The sequence below is a fragment of the Rhizobium sp. YJ-22 genome, from assembly GCF_029601685.1.
Lineage (GTDB): Bacteria > Pseudomonadota > Alphaproteobacteria > Rhizobiales > Rhizobiaceae > Metarhizobium.
The window spans coordinates 214011-235241 of the sequence record NZ_JARRIR010000010.1; the positions used below are offsets into that span (position 1 = coordinate 214011).

A 21231-nucleotide genomic window follows, 5' to 3' on the forward strand; every position below is an offset into this window, starting at 1 on the left:
CTGCTTACTCGGCCTTCAGCACTTCCATGCGGCCCGTTGCCGTGCGCGCCGAAAATTGCGGGCGATACATGTCTTCGACGCTGGCCGCCGGATGGTCGTAGGTGCCGGGGGTGACGGCGCGCACGACATAGGCCAGCGTCAACTCGCCCTTGTCGCCATCCGCCCGGTCATAGGCGGCGACGAAACGGTCGCTTCGGAACTCGGTATGCGCCGCCGTCTGCTCGCCGATCCACTCGAAATTGGCAAGCTGGGCGCTGTCGACCAGGCTCGGATTGTCGATCTCGAAACCGGCGGGCAGCAGGTCGGTGATCAGGATGCGCGAAGCCCAGGAATTCTGCTCCGTCACCTTCAGCACCACCACGTAGCGCTCGTTCTGGCGGGCCTCGCTGACATTCGCGGCCTCGCCATCCAGCGTGTAATAGCTGCGCTCGATGGCAAAGCCGTCTCCGCCGGCAGGCAGCGGCTGGGCAGGTGCTGCGACCGTGGTGACCACGGCGCTGACCGGATTGCCGCTGCGATTGGCGATCGCCAGCGGGTTTTCCATCAGCGCATCGCCGCTCACCTGCCGGCGATAACCGCCGTTGACGCTTTCGCCGTTGACCGACAGTTTTATGCTCTTGTCGCTATCCTGCGCGGCCCGCGCCGCCAGCAGCATCCAGGTCTGTTCCTGGGTGCTGGTATAGCGCTTCTGGTCCCATTCCTTGGCGACGACGCGCGACATCTCGGGAATGATTTCCGGGACCGGCCGGGTTTCGGCGGCCAGCGCCAACACGGCGGCGTCATCACGCAGGGCCGAGCCGTAATCGGAGCGCGACAGGCTGACATTGGTGATCTCGGTCGACATGTTCGCCGCCTTGGCGAAGATGGTGCGTGAGCGCGGCACGTCGCCGTAAAGCGCGAGGGCTGCGGCGATATGCGCCTTGGCGAGCGGCGTCGGGAATTGATCGATGGCCGTATCGCCGTAATAGCGCAGGTCGCTGATTGCCGCCTTGCGGTTGCGGGCCAGCACATAGACGGCATAGGCCATCTCGTTGCCGCGCTCGGAAATGTTCATGTCATAGCCGAGCGCATTCTGGAGGTTTTCCAGCGCCGCGACGAGCGCGGTTTCCGGTACGTCGTATTTCTGCTCGCGGGCGCGGGTCAGGAAGTCGGTGACATAGGCATCCAGCCACAGATCGCCGGAGCCCGGCGCCCAGAGGCCGAAGCTGCCGGTCGACGACTGGTAGGAGAGCACGCGCTGGATGGCGTCCTGGACGCGTTTATGGATCTGGTCGTCATCGGCAAGGCCGGTCTGCTTCGCCAACTCGCTGAAATAAAGCAGCGGCAGGGCGCGGCTGGTGGTCTGCTCGGCGCAGCCATAGGGGTAGCGATCGAGGCTCATCAGCAGCGCCGGAATGTCGAAGGCGGTGGAGCGGGTGACGTTGACGCTGACCGAAGCGCCCTGGAGGATGCTGTCGGCCAGCAACTCGCCGTTGACCGTCAGGCTGCTGTTGGCGGCAATGTTGACGATCCTCCGGGTGGTGACCGGCAGGGTCGCCGGGCGAACCGGAATGGAAAGCGCCTGTTCGAAGCCGGCGCCATCGGCCCCAGTGAGACGAATGGTGATCTGCCCGTCGCCGGGATAACCGCCCATCAGCGGCAGGGTGACGTTCGCCTTGCCACCGGCTTCCAGGCGCAGGGTCTGCTGCGCGGCGGAGGGATCGACGGTCACGACCGGAGAACTGATGACCTGCAACTGGTAGTCGCCGGCCGGCGCGTCTGTATTGGCGATATCGATGCGCAGGTCGGAGAGATCGCCCGGTGCCAGGAATTTCGGCATGCTGGCGCTCACGACGACGGGATCGCGCACGATCACGTCCTGCGTGCCATGGCCGACACCGTGCTTCGACCAGGCGACGGCCATCAGCCGCACCGTGCCGTTGAATTGCGGAATGTCGAAATTGACGTTCGCCTTGCCCTCGGCATCGAGCTTCACCGGCCCGCTGAAGAAGGCGACGAGCTTTTCGGTGGGCGGATTGCCGTTCAGCGGCCCTTGTCCGCCGTCGCCGCCTGTGCGCAACCGTCCCATGGCGCCAAGCGAACCGTCGATCAGGCGGCCGTAGATATCGCGGATTTCAAGCCCGAGCATGCGCTGGCCGAAATACCAGCTGTCCGGATCCGGCGGCTGGTAGCGGGTGAGATTGAGGATGCCGACATCGACGGCGGCGACCGTGACATAGGTTTCCTCCGACGCCGAGGCGCCGGTGACCTGCACCGGAACGGTGAGTTCGCCGCGCGGCAGAATCTTTTCCGGCGCGCCGAGCGAGATGGCGAGCTTGCGGTCGCCGGGATCGACGGTCAGCCATTTGAGGCCGATGGCGCGCATCGGCATGCGGCTTTCCTGTGCCGCACCCGGACGATAGAGCGTCGCGGTGACATAGGCACCCGCACCCCAGTCGGCGCTGACCGGCAGGTCGACTTCGCCGCCTTCGGCCGGAATGCTGGCGAGCTTGGTGGCGACAAGGTTTTCCGCGCCGATGGTGACCAGCAATTCGCCGGCAAAGCGCGGGCTGACCTTGAGCTTGGCGGTTTCGCCGGGCTTGTAAGCCTCCTTGTCGAGGGCGATTTCCAGCCCATCTGGCGTTTCGGTTGATTTCGCCTCGACATACCAGCCGGCGTCGAATTCGACGCTGGATTGCGGGCCGTCAGGCGAGGCGGTCTCGACTTCGAGGCGATAACGGCCCCAGCCGACCGGGGCGGAGATTTCCGCGCCATCGGTGGTGGCGTCGACGCGCCCGCCGGCGACCTTGCTGGTGGTGGTCACCGGTTCGTAGCGCCAGCTATTGCCGTCGCGATACCATTGGTAATTGCGCTGGATCGACAGGAGCGTCCATTGCAGGCCGCTTGCCGACTGCTTGTTGCCGGCGGTATCGACCGAAATCACATGAAAGCGGGCGATTGAATTCTCGCCGAGTTCGCCGTCGAATTCCGGCTTGATGCCGATGGCGGGCTCCTGCGACTGCACCGGCAGCGACAGCTTGCGCTCGACGGCGCGGCCGCCCGGCTCGCGCATGCGCACGGTGACGTCGGCGGTCAGGAGCTGGGTGGTCGAGGGCACGTCGGTGACGTCGACGGTGATGGCCGCCTTGCCGGCCTCGTCGACATCGGGCAGACCTTCCAGCGGAATGCGGGTCTCGTCCTCGGCTTCCTCATCAGCGAGGCCGAACTGGTAGCCCTTGAATTTATCGTCGGTGCGGGTGCGTTTCAGCGCCACGTCGCCTTCGAGCTGCAATCCGGCTGCAGGCGCGCCGTAGAGATAGCGGCCGTCGAGCTCGACTTCGGCCGGTGTTCCGACCGTGATCGATTTTGCCTCGCTCTTGAGATCGAATTCGATGCGGTCGGGAATGAAATCCTCGACGAGGAATTGCTTTTCGGCAATCGCCTGCGCCTTGGGGTCGGTGTAGGCCCGCATCGTCCAGGTGCCGCGCATGGCGTTCGGCAGCATGGCGACGTCGAAGGCATAGCCGCCGAGCGTGCCGGTATTTTCGACGATGCGGCGATCCTCGACGCCATCGGGGCGGCTGACGATGAAGGTCAGCGGCAGGTTCTCGATGGCCGCGCCGGTATTGTCGCGGGCGAGCGCCGAGGCATGGACGGTCTCCCCGGCGCGATAGATGCCGCGCTCGGTCCAGGTCAGCAGATCGATGGCGCCGGGCGTGGCGCGGCCGGTCACGCCACGGTCGGAAAGATCGAAGCCGGCGCGGGTCATGTCGAGGAAGACGAAATCCTGGCCTTGCCCTTGCGCGGTCAGCACGGCCGGCGCCATGGCGGCATTGCCGCGGATCAGGCCGGCGGTGAAGACGGCGCGGCCGTCCGCGTCTGTGGTGGCGTCACCCAAGACCTCGTTGTTTTTGGCCAGCAATTGCAGCTTGACGCCGGCAATCGGCCTGGCGCTATCCAACGAGCGGGCGAAGACGTTGAGGCCATCGGTGCCGGCATAGGTGGTCAGCCCGATATCGGAGACCACGAACCACTGCGTCGCCTTGGCGTCCCAATACTCGGACTTGTCGCCAATGGCGGCGGCGGTCAGCACATAGACGCCGGGCTTGCGCTCGGGCAGGGCTTCGTCGACCGGGAAGCTGGTGATGACATCCTTGTTGAGATCGGTCTGGAAGTCGATGGAACCCTGCCAGACCATTTCGCCGAGTTCGTCCTCGATACGCTGGGCGTTGTAGCCGTCCATCTGGGTGAGGAACTGCGAATTGGTCAGCACCGAGGCGATGTTGCGGTCGCCGATGCGATAGAGCTTCAGGTTGGCGCCGGTCGTGTTGACCGAGACGATCGGGATTCCGCGCCGGGCGGTGCCGGGCAGCACGAAATTCTCGCCGGTGAAGCGGACGCTGGCCGAGCGGTCGCGGACATAGATGTCGAGATCGACGGCATTTTCAAGGTTCTCATCGACGGAGGAGGGCAGGCCGGGGCGCAGTGCGATCTTGTAGCGCTCGCCATGCACGAGTCCTTCGATGCAGATCTGGCTGCCCTTGGCCTCGAGGCCTTGCGGGGCGGCGCCGTTCAGGGTGACGAAGCTGGAATAATCGACATCGGCCTTGACCAGCGGCTCGGAGAATTCGACACAGGCGCGCGGCGTGGCGCTGTCGGTATCGATGGTGTGGTTGACGACGCGAAAGCCTTGGCGGGCGCGCAGGTCGACATAGGCCGCACGCACGCCGGCATCTTCCTTGACGGCGAGGCTGGCCTTGTAGGCGTTGAGCGCGCTGCGCCATGTCTGGTTGGCGGCGAAGGCCTGGGCGAGCGCCGTAAAGGCGGCTGCGCGCGCGGTCGTCGTGCGGCTGAGACTGTAGGCCATGGCGCCCCAGATGGGGGCCTGGCGGGCAATTTCGGTGTCGCTGGCGCCAAGTGCGCCCGTGCGGGTCAGTTCGATCCAGAGATCGGCATTGTCCTTGTCGATGGCGATCGCCGATTTGAAGGCGGTAACGGCCCGGTCGAGATTGCCGGCGCTGCGCTCGGCCATGCCGACGGCGGCAAGCGAGGAGGCGCCCTGGCCGATCTGGTCGTCGGCGACCACCATGGCGTCGCGCGCATCGCGCGCCTGCTGTTGCAAATCCTTGGAAATGAAGGCCTGTGCCGGTGCCGGTCCGATATCGCGCTCGGCATCCGGCTCGACGATCTTGCCGGCGACGGCGCCGGGAAAACTGTTCATTGGCCCGAAATCGGACTTGAGGAAGCACCACTTGACCTTGGGATTATAGGTGAAGGCCTTGCAAGCCTTGTCGTTCACGCAGATCGACTGGCAATCCTTGAGAGAGACATTTGTCTCCGTGCGCAGGTCGAAACCGAAGAAATCGGCATCCTTGACGATTGTCACCTGCCGTTCGGCGGCCTCGGCGCCGGCCGGTAGAGCAGCCATCACCAGTCCAAGCAAAGCCGAGAGCCTGAAAAACCCTCTGCCTTGCCGTCTTGTAGCAATTCCGGACGCCGAATCGTCTCGCGCGTTTGCTGGCATTGCTCTCAACATGGATCTCTCTCCCGCAGCACGCGCCGTTGCCCTGGTGTTTGCGGCGCAGTCTTCAAGCTTCCCCCGTCATTGTCAATCGCATCGCCACCGCTTGGCGCAATGTGACCAAAATTGAACATGAGGGTTCATGCAGGAGAGAAAGGGCAAGCGGCGATTTTCTGGCTTGCCCTTAAAAAATCAGGGGAATCGGTATCAGCGCATGAAAAGAGACAAGCCGCTCAGGCGGCGAAGATCCGCATCATCGCCGGCGGTACGACGCGTTCCCGGCGACGGCGGGCAATGGCGTAGCGCAGCGTCTGCTCGACGGTGCGCGGGCTCACTGGCTTGCTGAGCACGCCGAGCGCGCCCTTGATGCCGTTTTCGACCATTTCCGGATTGCCCGTCATGAAGATGACGGTCACCCCATAGGTTTCGGCGAGGATACGCCCGATTTCCGGGCCGCTCGCGCCATCGGCAAGATTGACATCCACCAGGGCGATATCGGCCATCGGCGCGAGATCGAGCGCGCGCTTCTTGTCACTGGCAAGCCCGATCACATCCGCATCGACCTGCGACGAGGTAACCATGTCCTCGACGTCCATGGCGATAAGCTGTTCGTCCTCGACGATCAGGACCTTGTGGGGCTGCTGTTCGATCATGCCGATTTCGGTTACTCCATCCCTCGTCATGGGGAACTCCTTGACAATCCGATACAAGGCGGCCGCCGCCGCGTTCTGCTTGCCGGAAACGTTGCTTGCGTCCGTCTTGCCTATCAAACGGCGCTGACGAAAATATGTTCCGCCCATGCGCAAAAAGCAGCAGAATGAATGCATTTTCGCAATTGTGTTAATGGAGCGTTAATATTGATTATGCCGTTCCTTGCCGTCATCATGAAAAGAAGCTTAATCGGCAGAACAAGATTATGGTTAAAGCTTTATTAATTCTGCCGGTCTGGCAGGCGCAGTCGCCAGAATTCACTACGGTACAATAAAAAGCCGCGCCCCGAGGGGCGCGGCTCAATCTTTTGGCAGACGATGGAGTTCAGAACTCCATATCGTCCATGCCGTCGTCGCCGGTATCCGCGTCCTCTTCGGCCGCTGCAGGCTCGGCGGCAGGTTGCGGGGCGGCGTTGGCTGTATCGCCGGCAAACATGCCGGCGATGGCGTTGCCGAGCAGCACTCCGCCGGCAACGCCCATGGCGGTCTGCGCCGCGCCTGCCAGGAAGCCACCGCCGGCCGGGCGTGCAGGTGGGTTGCCGAAGGCGGGCTGTTGCCCCCAGGGGCCAGCCGGAGCCGACGTCGGGGCGGGGGCGGCTACCGGGCCGCCGATGCCGGGTGGCGGCGCGGGCTGGCGCGCAGAGGCCTGCGGCGACGGTCGCGAACCGCTGCCGAACAGACTGGAGAGCAGGCCGCCGCCCGAAGCCGCCTGCTGCGGCCGGTTGGCGAGTTCGTATTCCAGTTCCTCGATGCGCCGCTGCGCCGAATCGAGGGCCTGTTCCTGCACGACGATGGTCTGGGCCATGAAATAGGGCGCCCCGGGCTGCGCGGCGATGCGCTCGCGGATGAAGCCTTCGGCTTCGCTGTCGCGCGGGCCTGCCTGCCGTTCGACCTCGGAAAGCTTGCCGAACAGGCTTTCGATGGCGTGGCGATCGTTCTGGTCCATCAATGGGTTCCTTTGACGTTGCGTTTGGGCGGAAAGTGCGCCTTACTCGCGCTCGCCGGTGAAATTCAGCAGGAGCTGGAACAGGTTGACGAAGTTCAGATAGAGCGACAGGGCGCCGAAGACGGCGAGCTTCTGCTGCGATTCCTGGTCGATGTTTTCGGCAAACTGTTCCTTGATGTTCTGGGTATCGAAGGCGGTCAGGCCGACGAAGACCACGACGCCGATCACCGAGATGGCGAACTGCAGGGCGCTGGAGCCGAGGAAGATGTTGACGACCGAGGCGATGATCACACCGAACAGGCCCATCATCAGGAACGAGCCGAATTTCGACAGGTCCCGCTTGGTCGTATAGCCGTAAAGGCTGGTGGCGCCGAACATGGTGGCGGCGATGAAGAAGGTGCGCGCAATGCTGGTGCCGGTGAACACCAGGAAGACCGAGGCCAGCGACAGGCCCATCACGGCGCAGAATGCCCAGAAGGTCATCTGTGCGGTGCGCGCCGACATCGTCTGGATGCGGAAGGAAAAGAAGAAGACGAAGGCGAGCGGCGCCAGCATCACGACCCATTTCAGCGGGGTGGAGAAGATCGGCACGTAAAGCGCCGGCGTCGAGCCGACGAAGAAGGCGACGATGCCGGTCAGCACCAGGCCGAGGCCCATGTAATTGTAGACGCGCAGCATATGCTGGCGCAGTCCCTCGTCGAACAGCGCCTGGGTCTGCGCCTGCGGTCGATAGCCGAAACGATTCTGTGTCGGGTTCATGGAAAGGCTCCTGGGGTTGGTGTCGGTTGGCCGCCGGTGCTCAATAGAGCGAGGCGGCGAGTTTTTCGGCCATGCCGTTGAGATCGCCGGCATCGCGGGAACTGGAGACGAGGGCATAGGCGACCTCGCCGATCTGCCAGTATGAGGATTGCGTCGCCCCCACGCCCATCGGCAGCGCCTTCTGCACGGCAAAGCTGCCGGGACGGACGGCGAAGAGCGACAGCACCTCGTTTGCGGCCGGCGCGACGGCCATCTCCACGCTCGGCCCGAATGTGGAGGGGAAGACCTGTACGTCGATGACCTTCCAGTCCGTGGGGATCTCGGGCATGACGATGCCGGTCGCGGCGCGGATGTCGGCGGGGTCATAGGCGGATATCTCCGCCTGCGACGGCATGGTTTCGCGAAGCACCGCCGTCTGGTGGGCGCGCACCGCCTCCTCGACGAAGGGCGGGGGCTGCACGGAGGCAATTACCTGGGTCGCGCCGAAGGGACCGAAATGGGCGTTCGCCACCCAGCCGGCGCCGACCAGAAGCACGATGGCCGCCGCCCGGCGGAACGCGGCGACGAAGCGGCCGCGCGACAGCGCCGATTCCAGCCGCCGCGCCGCGTCGCGCGTCTGCGGCCGCACCGAAGACCGCTGATCGGCCAGCGCCAGCCGCAACTCGCCCTTGAGGCTGAGATCGGCCATCACCTGCGCGGCAATCACGGGGTTTTCCGAAAGATAGGCCTCGACCTCGATGCGGCGGTTAATGTCGAGCTGGTTGTCGACATAGGCGGAAAGATCGGTGTCGAGCACGGGATCAACGGGTTTCATTGTCTTGTCCCCCAATCAGGCGGAGATGGCGGGCGGGGCCGCCCTGGTCCTCGAAATTGCGCAGACGGGCGCGGGCGCGCGAAACGCGCGACATCAGCGTGCCCACGGGAATGCCGAGCGCATCGGCGGCCTCCTGGTAGGAGAGGTCTTCGATGGCGACGAGGTGCAGCGCCTCGCGCTGCTCCTCCGGCAGGTCGAAAAAGGCTTCGCGCACCTGGCGCAGCCGCACGGCGTGGTCCTGGTCGGCGGCTTGCGCGGTTTCCGCGACCTCGGCGGCGGCTTCGGCGCGGCGCGCCTGCGAGCGGGAGCGCCGCAGCCGGTCGACATGGGTGTTGTGGACCACAGACAGCAGCCAGCCGCGAACGCTGCCGCCCCGCCGGAAGGTCTGCTCGCGCTCATAGGCGCGCACCAGCGCGTCATGGACGAGATCCTCCGCATCCTCGGGATTGCGCACCAGCGAGCGCGCATAGCGTCGCAATGTCGCAAGCTGGCCGATCACGTCGAAAGGGCGTTTTTCCTTGGTCATGACCGGTATACGCTTTCCGCCTCGCACCTATTCCATCGCTGTTTGCTTTTTTTTGCTTTGTCTGATCTAGCGACAAGGAACGGAGCGGATAAGGGCGCGGGCGACGCGGTTACGGTAGCCGGGGTTAAATAATTGGTAGCTTGCCGCGCCGTAACCTTTGTAAACTCCTGTTCCGATTTGCGCGTCGGCACCAAAGGATGAAACAGCAGTCCAGGCTCGGGTGAATGAAGTTCAAGAAATATGTTTGGCCGGTGATCGGCCTTGCCGCCGTGGCCTTTTCGATCTGGCTTCTCTACAAGGAGCTGCGTGGGGTGTCATGGAGCGACATGGCCGACAGTTTCGCGGCTATTCCGCTGCATTCATGGCTGTTGTCGGGATGCGCCACGCTGCTCGCCTATGCGGCGCTGGCCGGCTACGACCGGGTGGCGCTTTTGCATCTGCGGCGCAAGGTCTCATGGTTGTTCATCACGGCGACTTCGTTCACCACCTATGCGCTGTCGCATAATGTCGGGGCCTCGGTGCTGTCGGGGGCAGTGGTGCGCTATCGCGCCTATAGCTCGCGCGGTCTGAACGGGCAGGAAATCGGCATCCTCATCGCCTTCTGCTCCTTCACTTTCATCCTCGGCACGCTGCTGTTGATCGGCCTGGTGCTGGTCTTCGAGCCCGATATCGTCGAGCGTTTCGTCGATGTCCTGCCGCTGGATGCCTCGCGCACCACCGGCGTCGTCATCCTGGCGCTGATCGGGATCTATGTCTTTGGCAGTCTGCTCGGCTTCCGTTCGCTGAAATTCGCCCGGTTCGAACTCGCCTATCCGCGCCCCACGGTGGTGCTGCAGCAATTGTGGATCGCGCCGCTGGAACTGATCGGCGCCGCCGGCATCATCTATTTCGCGCTGCCGGAAGCGGGCAATCCCGGCTATTTCATCGTGCTCGGCATTTTCCTCGTTTCGTTTTCGGCGGCTTTGATGTCGCATGCGCCGGGCGGGCTCGGCGTTCTCGAACTGGTGTTCATCACCGGTCTGCCGGACATGAACCAGGTCGACGTACTGGCCGCCCTGATCGTCTTCCGGCTGTTCTACCTGGTGATTCCCTTCGTGATCGCGCTGGTGGTCATCCTCATCTTCGAACGCTCGCAGTTCAGCGCGCAGACCGACTAGCGCGTTTCCAGCAAAAGTGCGAAGCGGTTTCGCGTCGGGAAATGCGCAAAAACAAATAAGATAGAGCGTTTCTGCGTTTCCGTGAAACGCTGAGGCGCTCTAGCTTTTTTTCTGATCGATGAAGGTCTCGGGCGTTTCGGTGAGGCTGGAGCTGCCGGGCACTTCGGGATGGCCTTCGGAGCGGTCGCGATGCAGCGCGGCGCGGGCAAGCAGCATCAGCGTCACCGGCGTGGTCACGGTCACGAAAATGCCGACGAGGATCTCGTGGAAGACCGGCCGTTGCTGGGTCACCGTAAAATAGATCATCGAGGCCATGACGATGCCGCCCGTACCCCAGCTCGTGCCGAGCGTCGGAGCGTGCAGCCGCTCGTAGAACGTCTTGAAGCGCAGGAAGCCGATGGAGCCGGTCAGCGTCAGGCCGGCGCCGACAAGCAGGAAGAACGAGACCACCAGCGATGTCCACAGCGGCAGGTCGGGGGTAGCGTCGGTCATTCGATCACCTCTCCACGCATCAGGAATTTGGCGAGCGCCACGCTGGACACGAAGCCGAGCAGGCCGATGATCAGCGCCGCCTCGAAATAGATGGCGGTGCCGGTGCGGATGCCATGGGTCAGCAGCAGCAGCATGGAGTTGATATAGAGTGTGTCCAGCCCCATGACGCGATCCTGCGCGCGCGGCCCCCGGAACATTCTGACACAGGCGCATGCCATGGCGAGCGCCAGCATGATCTGGGCGATGGTGACCGACCAGGAGAGGATGACAAGGCTCATTCGAAGACCTCCATCAGGGTGCGCTCGTAGCGGTTCTTGATGAGATCGCGCAGCGCCTCCTCGTCGTCGAGATCGAGGACATGGATCAGCAGCGTTCCCTCGTTGGAATTGTATTCGAGCCAGGAGGTGCCCGGCGTGCCGGTCAGCAGCACGGCGAGCAGGGCGAGGCCGTTCTGGCTGGTCATTTCCAGCGGAATGGTCATGAAGCCGGGGCGGCGCGCATGGCGCGGCACGCCCAGGATGATGCGCGCGACGGCGATATTGGACAGCACGATATCGCGAAAGATAACCGAAGCCAGCAGCCGGATCAGCGCCAGCGGCCGGCGAATGCGCGGCTTTTCCGGGCGCAGCGCCGCCATGGCGGCCGAGGCAACCCAGGCGATCGTCAGGCCGAGGACGAGATGGCCGAACGAAAAGCTGTTCAGCGACATCCACATCACGGTCAGCGCGACGGTCAGCAGCGGATAGGGGAGAACGATGCTCATGGCTTGAGAGCCTCCCGGCGTTCGACGCGCTGCAGCCCCAGCACGCTTTCGATATAGGCGGTCGGCGCGTGCAAGCCGCGCGCCGTCGCCTCCATATAGGCCATGACCGGCCCGGCCCGGACGGTAAGCGCCACCGTCAAGGCCAGCAGGCAGAGCACCGGCGCCACCTCGATGACCAGCACGCGTGGCACCGTATGCTCGATCGAGGCCCAGAAGGTGCGGATGCCGGCGCGGCTCATGGCGATCAGCGCCGCAAATCCGGAAAAGATCAACAGCCCCGTCAGCCACCAGACAGAGGCATCGATGGTCGTCGCCATGCCGAGCCCGCCCGGATTGAACATCGAAGACAGCATGGCGAACTTCGCCAGGAATCCCGGCAAAGGCGGCAGGCCGGCGAGCAGGATGCCGCACAGCGCAAAACAGATGCCGAGAACGGCGAGCGTGCCGGGCATCAGAACGCCGACCTCGTCCTCGACATCCTCCTCGTCGGCATCGCCATAGGCTTCCATGGTGACGGCAAGAACGTTGGCGCCGGCATCCTGGCCACGCTCCACCAGCTCGATCAGCATGAAGAAGGCGCTGATCGTCAAGGTCGAACTGACCAGATAGAACAGCGCGCCCGCCGTGACCCCCTGGCCGCTGACGCCGATGGCGGCCAGCAGCGTGCCGGAGGACACCAGCACCGAATAGCCGGCGACGCGCCCCAGCGCCTGCGAGGCGAGTACGCCCACCGCACCGAAGGCGATCGTCGCCATGCCGCCATAGAGCAGCACGTAATGCCCGAAGCCTGCCGATTCGCCGGCATCCGCGCCGAACACCAGTAAATAGAGGCGCAGGATGATATAGATGCCGAGCTTACTCATCATCGCGAAGACAGCCGAAACCGGCGCGGCGGCGGCGGTATAGGCCGGCGGCAGCCAGAAATTCAGCGGCCACATGCCGGCCTTGATCAGGAAGGCGATACCGAGCACGGCCGCACCCGCTTCCAGCATGATGCGGTATTCATGGCGCAATTCCGGAATGCGGGCGGCGAGATCGGCCATGTTGAGCGTGCCGGTGATGCCGTAGATCAGGCTGACGCCGATCAGGAACAGCAGGGCGGCGCCGAGGTTGACGGCGATGTAATGCAGCCCGGCCTTGACGCGGACCGGACCGGAGCCGTGCAGCAGCAGACCATAGGAGGCGGCGAGCATCACCTCGAAGAAGACGAAGAGGTTGAACAGGTCGCCGGTCAGGAACGCGCCGTTCAGGCCCATCAGCAGGAACTGGAACAGCGTATGGAAATGCGGTCCCGCCTTGTACCAGCGCGCCAGCGAGAAGACGAGCGAGGCAAGGCCCAGGATCGACGTCAGCACCACCATCATCGCCGACAGCCGGTCTGCGACCAGCACGATGCCGAACGGCGCCGGCCAGTTGCCGAGCGCATAGACGGCGGTGATCGCCTTGCCGGCTTCATCCTCGGCGCCGACACGGGCCAGCAGTTGCAGCGACAGCATCAGCAGCAGCACGCAGGCCCCGAGGCTGATCATCGACTTGGCGACGCGGCGGCGTTCGTCGAGCGTCACCAGAAGCGCGCCGGCCAGAAGCGGCAGGAGAATGGGGGCGATGGGAAGATGGGCGGACCACGGCATCATCATCGCGATTTCTCCCGCCCGTCGACATGGTCGGTGCCGGTCAACCCGCGCGAGGCGAGCATGACGACCAGAAACAGCGCCGTGGTGGCGAAGCCGATGACGATGGCGGTCAGCACCAGCGCCTGCGGCACCGGGTCGGTCATCGTCGCCGGGTTGGCGACGCCACTGTAGGGCAGGATCGGCGGCGCGTTCTTCTTCAGCCCGCCGACGCCGAAGATGAACAGATTGACGGCATAGGAGAGCAGCGACAGGCCGACGATCACCTGATAGGTGCGCGGACGCAGGAGCAGCCAGACGCCGGAGCCGGTCATGATGCCGATGCCGATGGCGAGAACGAGTTCCATCAGATCTTCTCCTCGGCGAGCGTTTGCGGGGCCGGCATGTCGGGCGTTTTGACCCGGTAGACGCGAATGGACTGGTGGGCGAGCGCGATCAGGATCAGCACCGTTGCGCCGACGACGAGGGCGAAGACGCCCAGATCGAACAGCATGGCGCTGGCTGCCGGTATCTTGCCGATCAGGGGCACTTCGAGATAGCGCGAATGGGTCGTCAGGAACGGGTAGCCGAGAATCCAGGCGCCCATGCCGGTGGCGGTGGCGATCAACAGGCCGAGGCCGATCCAGCGGAGCGGCAGGATGCGAAGCCTGTCTTCCGCCCAGCGCGTGCCGCCGGCCAGATATTGCAGCAGGAAGGCGATGGCCATGGCGATGCCGGCGGCAAAGCCGCCGCCCGGCAGGTCGTGGCCGCGAATGAACAGGAATGCGGCAAAGGTGATGATGACCGGGAACAGCCATTGCATGATCACCGAGGGAACCAGCAGGTAATCGCGCACCGTATCGCCCTCGGAGCGTTCGGGGCGGGCATCGTCATAGGCGTTCTGGATGCGCTGCTGCTCCGGGGCTCCGAGACTGTCGGCGGCGGGGCGGAAGCGGCGCAGCAGGGCAAACACCGTCAGCGCCACGATGGCGAGCACGGTGATTTCGCCGAGCGTATCGAAGCCGCGGAAATCGACGAGGATGACGTTGACGACATTGCGCCCGCCGCCTTCGCTATAGGCGCGTTCAAGGAAATAATTGGCGATGGCGTCCGGCACCGGCAGGGTCATCACCGCATAGGCGAGCACCGACATGCCGACGCCGCAGGCGACCGCGATGCCGAGGTCGCGCAGGCGCCGCAAGCGGGCCGTGAAAGTGACGCTCTCGTCGATGCGCTCCTCGCGCTTCGGCAGCCAGCGCAGGCCGAGCAGGATCAGCACGGTCGTCACCACCTCCACGAGAAGCTGGGTCAGCGCCAGGTCGGGCGCGGAGAGCCAGACGAAGGTGAGGCAGGTCATCAGCCCCGCACCGCCGAGCATCATCAGGGCCGCGAGGCGATGATATTTCGCCTGAAAGGCAGCCCCCAGCGCCGCGAAGCTGCCTATCGCCCAGATCATGGTGAAGATCATGTCCGGCCCGGTAAACGAAAGTTGCCTTGCGTGGAAGCCGCCCATGTAGAGCGGCAGGAAGGCGGCGACGAAGCCCAGCCCCGCCAGCCAGCGTAGCTGTGGCTGCAGACGGCGCGTGCCGGCGGTGGCTTCCAGCCAGCGCGCCCATTTCCACGAGACGGTGACGAGAATGCGCTCGAAGATGCGCTGCCCCTGCAGGTGGCGGAAGATCGGCGGCCCGTCTTCGCAGGTGGCGAGATAGGATTTGAGCATGATATAGAGAATCGTGCCGCCGATCAGCGCGACGATGCTCATCAAAAGCGGGGTGGTGAAGCCATGCCACAGCGCCAGGCTGTATTCCGGCGGCTCCGTGCCGAGCACGGCGATGACGGCGGTATCGAGGAACGGCCCGATCGACAGGCCCGGCACGATGCCGACGATCATGCAGACCATGACCAGCAGCTCGATCGGCAGGCGCATCCAGTGCGGCGGCTCATGCGGATGGGGATTGGGCAGATCCCGCGGCGGCGGGCCGAAGAACACGGTATGGATGAAGCGTAGCGAATAGGCGACTGCAAAGGCGCCTGACAGGGTCGCGATATAGGGGAGCGCCCGGTCGAGGATCGAATCCGCATGGGTCTCCACCGCCTCGGCGAAGAACATTTCCTTGGAAAGAAAACCGTTGAGCAGCGGCACGCCGGCCATGGCGGCGCTCGCCACCATGGCCAGCGTCGCGGTGATCGGCAGGAAGCGGAACAACCCGCCGAGTTTCCGCATGTCGCGGGTGCCGGTCTCGTGATCGATGATGCCGGCCGCCATGAACAGCGAGGCCTTGAAGGTAGCATGGTTGACCATGTGGAAGATCGCCGCCACCGCTGCGATCGGGCTGCCGAGGCTGAGCAGGGTGGTGATCAGCCCGAGATGGCTGATGGTGGAATAGGCGAGCAGCCCTTTCAGATCCTGCTGGAAAATGGCGAAATAGGCGCCGAGCATCAGCGTCGCCACGCCGGCGAAGCCGACCAGCCAGAACCATTCATAGGTGCCCGACAGCGCCGGCCAGAGGCGCGCCAGCAGGAAGACGCCCGCCTTCACCATGGTCGCCGAATGCAGGTAGGCCGAAACCGGCGTCGGCGCCGCCATGGCGTTGGGCAGCCAGAAATGGAACGGAAACTGGGCGCTCTTGGTCAGCGCGCCCATGAGAATGAGGATCAGCGCCGGAAGATAGAGCGCATGGCCCTTGATCTGGTCGCCGGCCGCCAGCACCCGGTCGAGATCGTAGCTGCCGACGATATGGCCGACGATCAGCAGCCCGACCAGCAGGCAGAGGCCGCCGATGCCGGTGACCGTCAGCGCCATGCGGGCGCCGTCGCGGGCGGCGGCGTTCTGGTGCCAGTAACCGATCAGCAGGAAGGAGACGATGCTGGTCAGCTCCCAGAAGATCGCCAGCAGGATGAGATTGCCCGACAGCACGATGCCGAGCATCGCTCCCATGAAGGACAGCAGATACGCGAAGAATCGCGGCATCGGATCGTCCTTGGAGATGTAATAACGGGCATAGAGCACGACGAGAAAACCGATGGCGGTGATCAGGATTGCGAAGATCCAGGCGAAGCCGTCGAGCCGCAGGTCGAAATCGAGCCCGAGGCTCGGCAGCCATTCGATCTTGTTGCGCACCACGTTGCCGCCACGCACCGAGCCGTAAAGCACCGCGGTGATCCCCAGCGCCGCGAGCGCGCTGAGGCCCGAGAGCCAGGCCGCCAGGTTTCGGGCATGCACCGGCACGAACGCCAGGACGGCGCTGGCGACAAAGGGTATCGTCAAGAGAATCGGCAGAAGGTCGTTATCGCTCATCGTGCATCCGGCGCGCTGTCTTGGCCTGCGGCATGGTCCGTCCCATCGCGAAGGCGACGGAAACATCTCGTTCGGGCGGCGGGCAGGCGGCGAAGCGGTATCTTCGGCCGGATCAGGCCCGCGACAAATCTCCGCCGGGCGGCGCGCGTGGCGGCGGCAGCACGATGGCGCCGGCGATATCGGCCGCTTCGGCGCCGCGCGGACGAGCAAGGGTTTGCTGCGCGGCGGCGGCGAGCAGCCGCGGCGGCGGTGCGGCGATCGGCAGGCAGGCGAGCGGCCAGACGGTCTGCGGCTGCAGCGCGTCGCGGTCCTGCGACAACGCCGCGACATCCGAAACCATATCGTCCTGGCGGGCGGTGCGTTCATGCAGGCGAGTGCCCAGGCCGGCGCCGCCGTTCAGCACTGCAAAGAAGGTCGTGGCGCTGAGGAACAGGGCAAACAGCAACGAAGCAGGGGAGGACAGGCAATGCCTGAAGACGCGATATGTCGTCGTCCCGATCAAACACGATCCTCCAATGGTTACAATGCTTCGTGGGGTGCCCTTGCGATGCCGTGGCGTCGGACGCGACTGTAAGACAGGCAAGGCACCGATGTCCACAGAAACGGTCCTGTTTCTGGATATTTTTTCCCAAACCGGCGAAAATATGACTTGGTGCTGAAAAAATGGATCGATTTCCAGCAGATTGCGCGGTCAATTTTCTATTCCCGACCAATTCGCGGGCTTATTGTCCGGTCTCCCATGCGAATCACAGCGAACGGTTGCGTCGCGTCTTCCGGTTCGGCGAAAGGTTGCTTGCGCCGCCGCCAGTCGAATCGGTTGAAATTTGCCGGATGGCGGGAACCAATGCCGCGGTTGCGCCTTTTACAGCGCGACACAACGCGGGGCAGATTTCATGGTATCGACGAATGGCAATTTTTCCATCCTTCCCGGAGACTGGACGATGCGGGGCGCGACATGGACGGGGGAGGGCGTCAATTTCGCGCTGTTCAGCGCCCATGCCGAGCGCGTCGAGCTGTGCCTGTTCGACGACAGCGGCGAAAACGAGATCGCCCGGCTGACCCTGCCGGAATTCACCAACGAGATCTGGCATGGTTTCGTGCCCGGCCTGAAGCCCGGCGCGCTCTATGGTTATCGCGTCCATGGCCCCTACGATCCCGGCAACGGCCACCGCTTCAACCCGAACAAGCTGCTGATCGATCCTTACGCGCGGGAACTCGCCGGCGAGATCAAGTGGTCGGAGGCGCTGTTCGGCTACGACCTCCTGCATGAGGACAAGGATCTGACCTTCGACGAGCGCGACAGCGCCGCCGGCATGCCGAAGTGCCGGGTGGTGGATCCGAATGCCTATGACTGGAGCGGCGACACGCGCCCCGATATCCCCTGGCCACGCACGCTCATCTACGAGACCCATGTGAAGGGCTTCACCCAGCTCAATCCGGCGATCCCGCAGGAGCTGCGCGGCACATATGAGGGGCTCGGCCACAGGGCTGCGGTCGATTACATCAAGAGCCTCGGCATTACTTCGGTCGAATTGCTGCCGGTGCATGAATTTCCCGACGATTCGCATCTGCTCGAACGCGGCCTGAAGAATTACTGGGGTTACAACACGCTCGGCTTCTTCGCGCCCGCCTCGCGTTATTACGGGCCGCGCGGCATGAACGGGTTTCGCGACATGGTGCGCGCCTTCCACGATGCCGGCATCGAGGTCATCCTCGACGTGGTCTACAACCACACGGCCGAGGGCAACGAACTTGGGCCGACGCTGTCGTTCAAGGGCATCGACAATTTCTCCTATTACCGGACGATGCCGGACGATCATCGTTACTACATCAACGACACCGGCACCGGGAACACGGTCAACACCTCGCATCCGCGCGTGCTGCAGCTGATCACCGATTCGCTGCGCTACTGGGTCGAGCATATGCATGTCGACGGTTTCCGCTTCGATCTCGGCACCATCCTCGGGCGCGAGCCGGATGGCTTCGACCAGCGCGGCGGCTTCTTCGACGTCATGACCCAGGATCCGGTCCTGTCAAGGGTGAAGCTGATCGGCGAGCCCTGGGATGTCGGGCCGGGCGGTTATCAGCTCGGCGGCTTCCCGCCTGGTTGGGCCGAATGGAACGACCGCTATCGCGACACCGTGCGCGAATACTGGCTGGATACCGACGGCACGGCGCCTGATTTTTCCGCACGCCTTCTCGGGTCAGGCGACATCTACGACCTGCGCGGCCGCCGCCCCTGGTCCACCATCAATTTCATCGCCGCCCATGACGGCTTCACCGTCAACGACCTCGTTTCCTACAACGAGAAACACAACGAGGCGAATGGCGAGGACAACAATGACGGCCACGACCATAACCGCAGTTTCAATTACGGCGCCGAGGGGCCGACCGATGACGACGGCATCAATGCGGTGCGCGAGCGGCAGAAACGCAATTTTCTTGCCACGCTGCTGCTGTCGCACGGCACGCCGATGCTGCTTGCCGGCGACGAGTTCGGCCGCAGCCAGCTCGGCAACAACAACGGCTATTGCCAGGACAGCGAGATCAGCTGGCTGCATTGGGAAAACCTGCCGCCCTCGGCGGACGCCTTGCGCGACTTCACCCGCCGCCTGACGGCGATCCGCGCCGAACAGCCGCTGTTCCGCCGCGAAAGCTGGCGCAACACCATGTCGATCACCTGGCTGAACTGCAACGGCGGCGAGCAGACGCAGGAACATTGGAACGATCCCGGCGGCACCACCATCGGCGTCCAATTCCATCTGCATGATGAGGTTGAAGGCGAGGGCATATGGCGCGAGGCCATGCTGCTGTTCAATCCGCATGACGGGATGGTGCCTTTCACGCTGCCGTCGCCTCAGGAGGGCGAATGGCAACTGGAACTGACCACCGCAGATCCGGATCGTTCCGGCGACCGGTTTACCGGCGGTGCCGCTTTCGAACTGGAAAACCGCAGCCTCGCGCTGTTCCGCAAAGCGTAAATCATTTCGTCACAGGACATGCAAAAGCCCGGACCCACGGTCCGGGCTTTTGCATGAGAGAAGGAAATCAGCCGAGGGCGCGGGAGGCGGGTGTGTGTGAGCCGTCACGCGCCACGAGCAGGGCGGCATAGAGGTCGGCATAACGCTCGGCGCTGCGCTCCCAGGAGAAACGCGCGCGCATCCCCTGATGCTGGAGCCTTGTCCACAGGCGCGGATCGCGGAATGCGGCGATGGCGCGGTGCAGCGCCAGCTTCAGCCCGTCCTCGTTGACCGGATGGAACTGGAAGCCGGTGGCGACGCGGGCCGACATGGCGGCGTCATTGGCGTCGATGATGGTTTCCGACAGGCCGCCGGTGCGGGAGACGACCGGCACGCTGCCATAACGCAGCGCATAGAGCTGCGTCAGGCCGCAGGGCTCGAAGCGCGAGGGCTGGACGATAGCGTCCGATCCGCCATGGATGAGATGGGCCGTGTGCTCGTCGTAACCGAGGCGTACGGCGACGCGGCCGGGATGGCGCAGCGCCACGCCCGCCAGTCGATCCTCGATATCGTGGTCTCCGCGCCCGAAAACGATCAGCTTGCCGCCACGATGGACGAGATCGTCGGCGACGGTGGCGAGCATGTCCATGCCCTTCTGCCAGGTCAGGCGGCTGACGACCGCAAAGATCGGGCAATCGTCGGAATCGAGCCCGAATTCCGTCTGCAGGCGCGCGCGGTTGGCAAGGCGCGGGGTGATGTCGAGGTAATCGTAGCGTTCGACCAGCGCCGCATCGCTGGCCGGATCCCAGATCGAGGTGTCGATGCCGTTGACGATGCCGACGAGATCGCGGACGCGGGCATTGAGCACACCCTCCAGCCCCATGCCGAATTCGGCCGTCAGGATCTCGCGGGCGTAGGTGGGACTGACGGTGGTGATGGCGTTCGCCGTCTGCAGCCCGCCCTTGAGGAAGCTGATATCGCCGTGATATTCCAGGCAATCGATGCCATGGCTTTCCGGGGGCAGGCCGAGCGCCGGCAGGATGCCGGCCGAAAACTGGCCTTGGAAAGCGAGATTGTGCACGGTGAGCACGCTCGGCACATGTCTTGCCCGGCTGTAGCGCATGTAGACGCTGGCCAGCGCCGATTGCCAGTCATGAGTGTGGACGATATCCGGGCACCATTGCGGCATCAGCCCGCCGGCGATTTCGGCGGCGACGGCGGAAAGGGCGGCGAAGCGTTTCCAGTTGTCGGGATGATCATTGCCCTGATCATCGATATAGGGGCCGCCGCCGCGCTCGTAGAGCGCAGGCGCATGCAGGATCAGCAGGTCGAGATCGGCGGCGCGCGCCTGCAAAAGCGTCGCTGGCCCGCCGAACAGCTCGTCGAACTGCACCACCGGTTCCATAGCCTTGACGGCGCGCAAAAGCGCGGGATAGCCGGGCACCAGGGTTTTCATCTGGATGCCGAAACGGCGAAGATATTTGGGCAAGGCCCCCGTGACATCGCCGAGACCTCCGGTCTTCACCAGAGGAAAGACTTCCGATGCCACGGACAAGATCTGCATGAACAATCCCCTTGTATAACGATAGACCAGTCATCGGGACAGCAGGGAACGGGCGAAGACGCATCAGCGCTTCGCCATCGGTGTTCATCGCTGGAACGGGTACGGCAATGGTTCAACGCCCGTTCCGTATGC

The 21231-nt window shown here is 64.1% G+C and carries 16 protein-coding genes; 2 read left to right on the top strand and 14 right to left on the bottom strand.

Annotation, left to right across the window (positions count from 1 at the left end; all coding sequences use genetic code 11):
* Positions 1–4: 4 nt before the first annotated feature.
* The 6 genes from P7F60_RS22450 to P7F60_RS22475 all read right to left on the bottom strand — a co-directional run bounded on the left by P7F60_RS22450 (position 5) and on the right by P7F60_RS22475 (position 9255).
* On the bottom strand, positions 5–5407 hold the full coding sequence (locus P7F60_RS22450; RefSeq protein ID WP_277919915.1) for an alpha-2-macroglobulin family protein: 5403 nt from the start codon (positions 5405–5407) through the stop codon (positions 5–7).
* Positions 5408–5733: 326 nt separating this feature from the next.
* On the bottom strand, positions 5734–6183 hold the full coding sequence (locus tag P7F60_RS22455) for a response regulator (RefSeq protein ID WP_277919916.1): 450 nt from the start codon (positions 6181–6183) through the stop codon (positions 5734–5736).
* A 352-nt stretch (positions 6184–6535) separates the two neighbouring features.
* Positions 6536–7156, bottom strand: a complete 621-nt coding sequence (locus P7F60_RS22460; RefSeq protein ID WP_277919917.1) for a DUF2076 domain-containing protein — start codon at positions 7154–7156, stop codon at positions 6536–6538.
* 42 nt (positions 7157–7198) lie between these two features.
* Complete coding sequence (locus P7F60_RS22465) at positions 7199–7915, bottom strand: Bax inhibitor-1/YccA family protein (protein ID WP_277919918.1); 717 nt, start codon at positions 7913–7915, stop codon at positions 7199–7201.
* A gap of 40 nt (positions 7916–7955) precedes the next feature.
* The gene (locus tag P7F60_RS22470) at positions 7956–8729 is read right to left on the bottom strand and encodes an anti-sigma factor (protein WP_277919919.1); all 774 of its coding nucleotides are present in this window, start codon (positions 8727–8729) and stop codon (positions 7956–7958) included.
* The gene (locus tag P7F60_RS22475) at positions 8716–9255 is read right to left on the bottom strand and encodes a sigma-70 family RNA polymerase sigma factor (protein ID WP_277919920.1); all 540 of its coding nucleotides are present in this window, start codon (positions 9253–9255) and stop codon (positions 8716–8718) included. The genes P7F60_RS22470 and P7F60_RS22475 overlap by 14 nt, the downstream gene beginning before the upstream one ends.
* Before the next feature lie 224 nt (positions 9256–9479).
* Here P7F60_RS22475 and P7F60_RS22480 point away from each other — a divergent pair, with 224 nt between their 5' ends.
* A complete protein-coding gene (locus tag P7F60_RS22480) occupies positions 9480–10412 on the top strand; it encodes a lysylphosphatidylglycerol synthase domain-containing protein (RefSeq protein WP_277919921.1) in 933 nt (310 codons plus the stop codon).
* A 99-nt stretch (positions 10413–10511) separates the two neighbouring features.
* Here the strand turns inward: P7F60_RS22480 and mnhG are convergent, their stop codons facing one another.
* The 7 genes from mnhG to P7F60_RS22515 form a co-directional block, all read right to left on the bottom strand.
* Complete coding sequence (mnhG, locus tag P7F60_RS22485; RefSeq protein WP_277919922.1) at positions 10512–10904, bottom strand: monovalent cation/H(+) antiporter subunit G; 393 nt, start codon at positions 10902–10904, stop codon at positions 10512–10514.
* Complete coding sequence (locus P7F60_RS22490) at positions 10901–11182, bottom strand: K+/H+ antiporter subunit F (RefSeq protein WP_277919923.1); 282 nt, start codon at positions 11180–11182, stop codon at positions 10901–10903. Before P7F60_RS22490 ends, mnhG begins: the two co-directional genes overlap by 4 nt.
* Positions 11179–11667, bottom strand: coding sequence for a Na+/H+ antiporter subunit E (locus P7F60_RS22495; RefSeq protein ID WP_277919924.1), 489 nt, complete (start codon positions 11665–11667; stop codon positions 11179–11181). The genes P7F60_RS22490 and P7F60_RS22495 overlap by 4 nt, the downstream gene beginning before the upstream one ends.
* A complete protein-coding gene (locus tag P7F60_RS22500) occupies positions 11664–13301 on the bottom strand; it encodes a monovalent cation/H+ antiporter subunit D (RefSeq protein WP_277919946.1) in 1638 nt (545 codons plus the stop codon). The genes P7F60_RS22495 and P7F60_RS22500 overlap by 4 nt, the downstream gene beginning before the upstream one ends.
* On the bottom strand, positions 13301–13645 hold the full coding sequence (locus P7F60_RS22505) for a Na+/H+ antiporter subunit C (RefSeq protein ID WP_277919925.1): 345 nt from the start codon (positions 13643–13645) through the stop codon (positions 13301–13303). Before P7F60_RS22505 ends, P7F60_RS22500 begins: the two co-directional genes overlap by 1 nt.
* The gene (locus P7F60_RS22510) at positions 13645–16575 is read right to left on the bottom strand and encodes a monovalent cation/H+ antiporter subunit A (RefSeq protein WP_277919926.1); all 2931 of its coding nucleotides are present in this window, start codon (positions 16573–16575) and stop codon (positions 13645–13647) included. The genes P7F60_RS22505 and P7F60_RS22510 overlap by 1 nt, the downstream gene beginning before the upstream one ends.
* A 112-nt stretch (positions 16576–16687) precedes the next feature.
* Positions 16688–17077 carry a hypothetical protein gene (locus P7F60_RS22515; RefSeq protein WP_277919927.1) on the bottom strand — a complete coding sequence of 130 codons (390 nt, stop codon included), beginning with the start codon at positions 17075–17077 and terminating at the stop codon, positions 16688–16690.
* Positions 17078–17468: 391 nt separating this feature from the next.
* Between P7F60_RS22515 and glgX the strand changes: the two genes are divergently transcribed.
* A complete protein-coding gene (glgX, locus tag P7F60_RS22520) occupies positions 17469–19556 on the top strand; it encodes a glycogen debranching protein GlgX (RefSeq protein WP_277919928.1) in 2088 nt (695 codons plus the stop codon).
* A gap of 67 nt (positions 19557–19623) precedes the next feature.
* Here the strand turns inward: glgX and glgA are convergent, their stop codons facing one another.
* Complete coding sequence (gene glgA, locus P7F60_RS22525) at positions 19624–21099, bottom strand: glycogen synthase GlgA (RefSeq protein ID WP_277919929.1); 1476 nt, start codon at positions 21097–21099, stop codon at positions 19624–19626.
* Between the last annotated feature and the right edge of the window lie 132 nt (positions 21100–21231).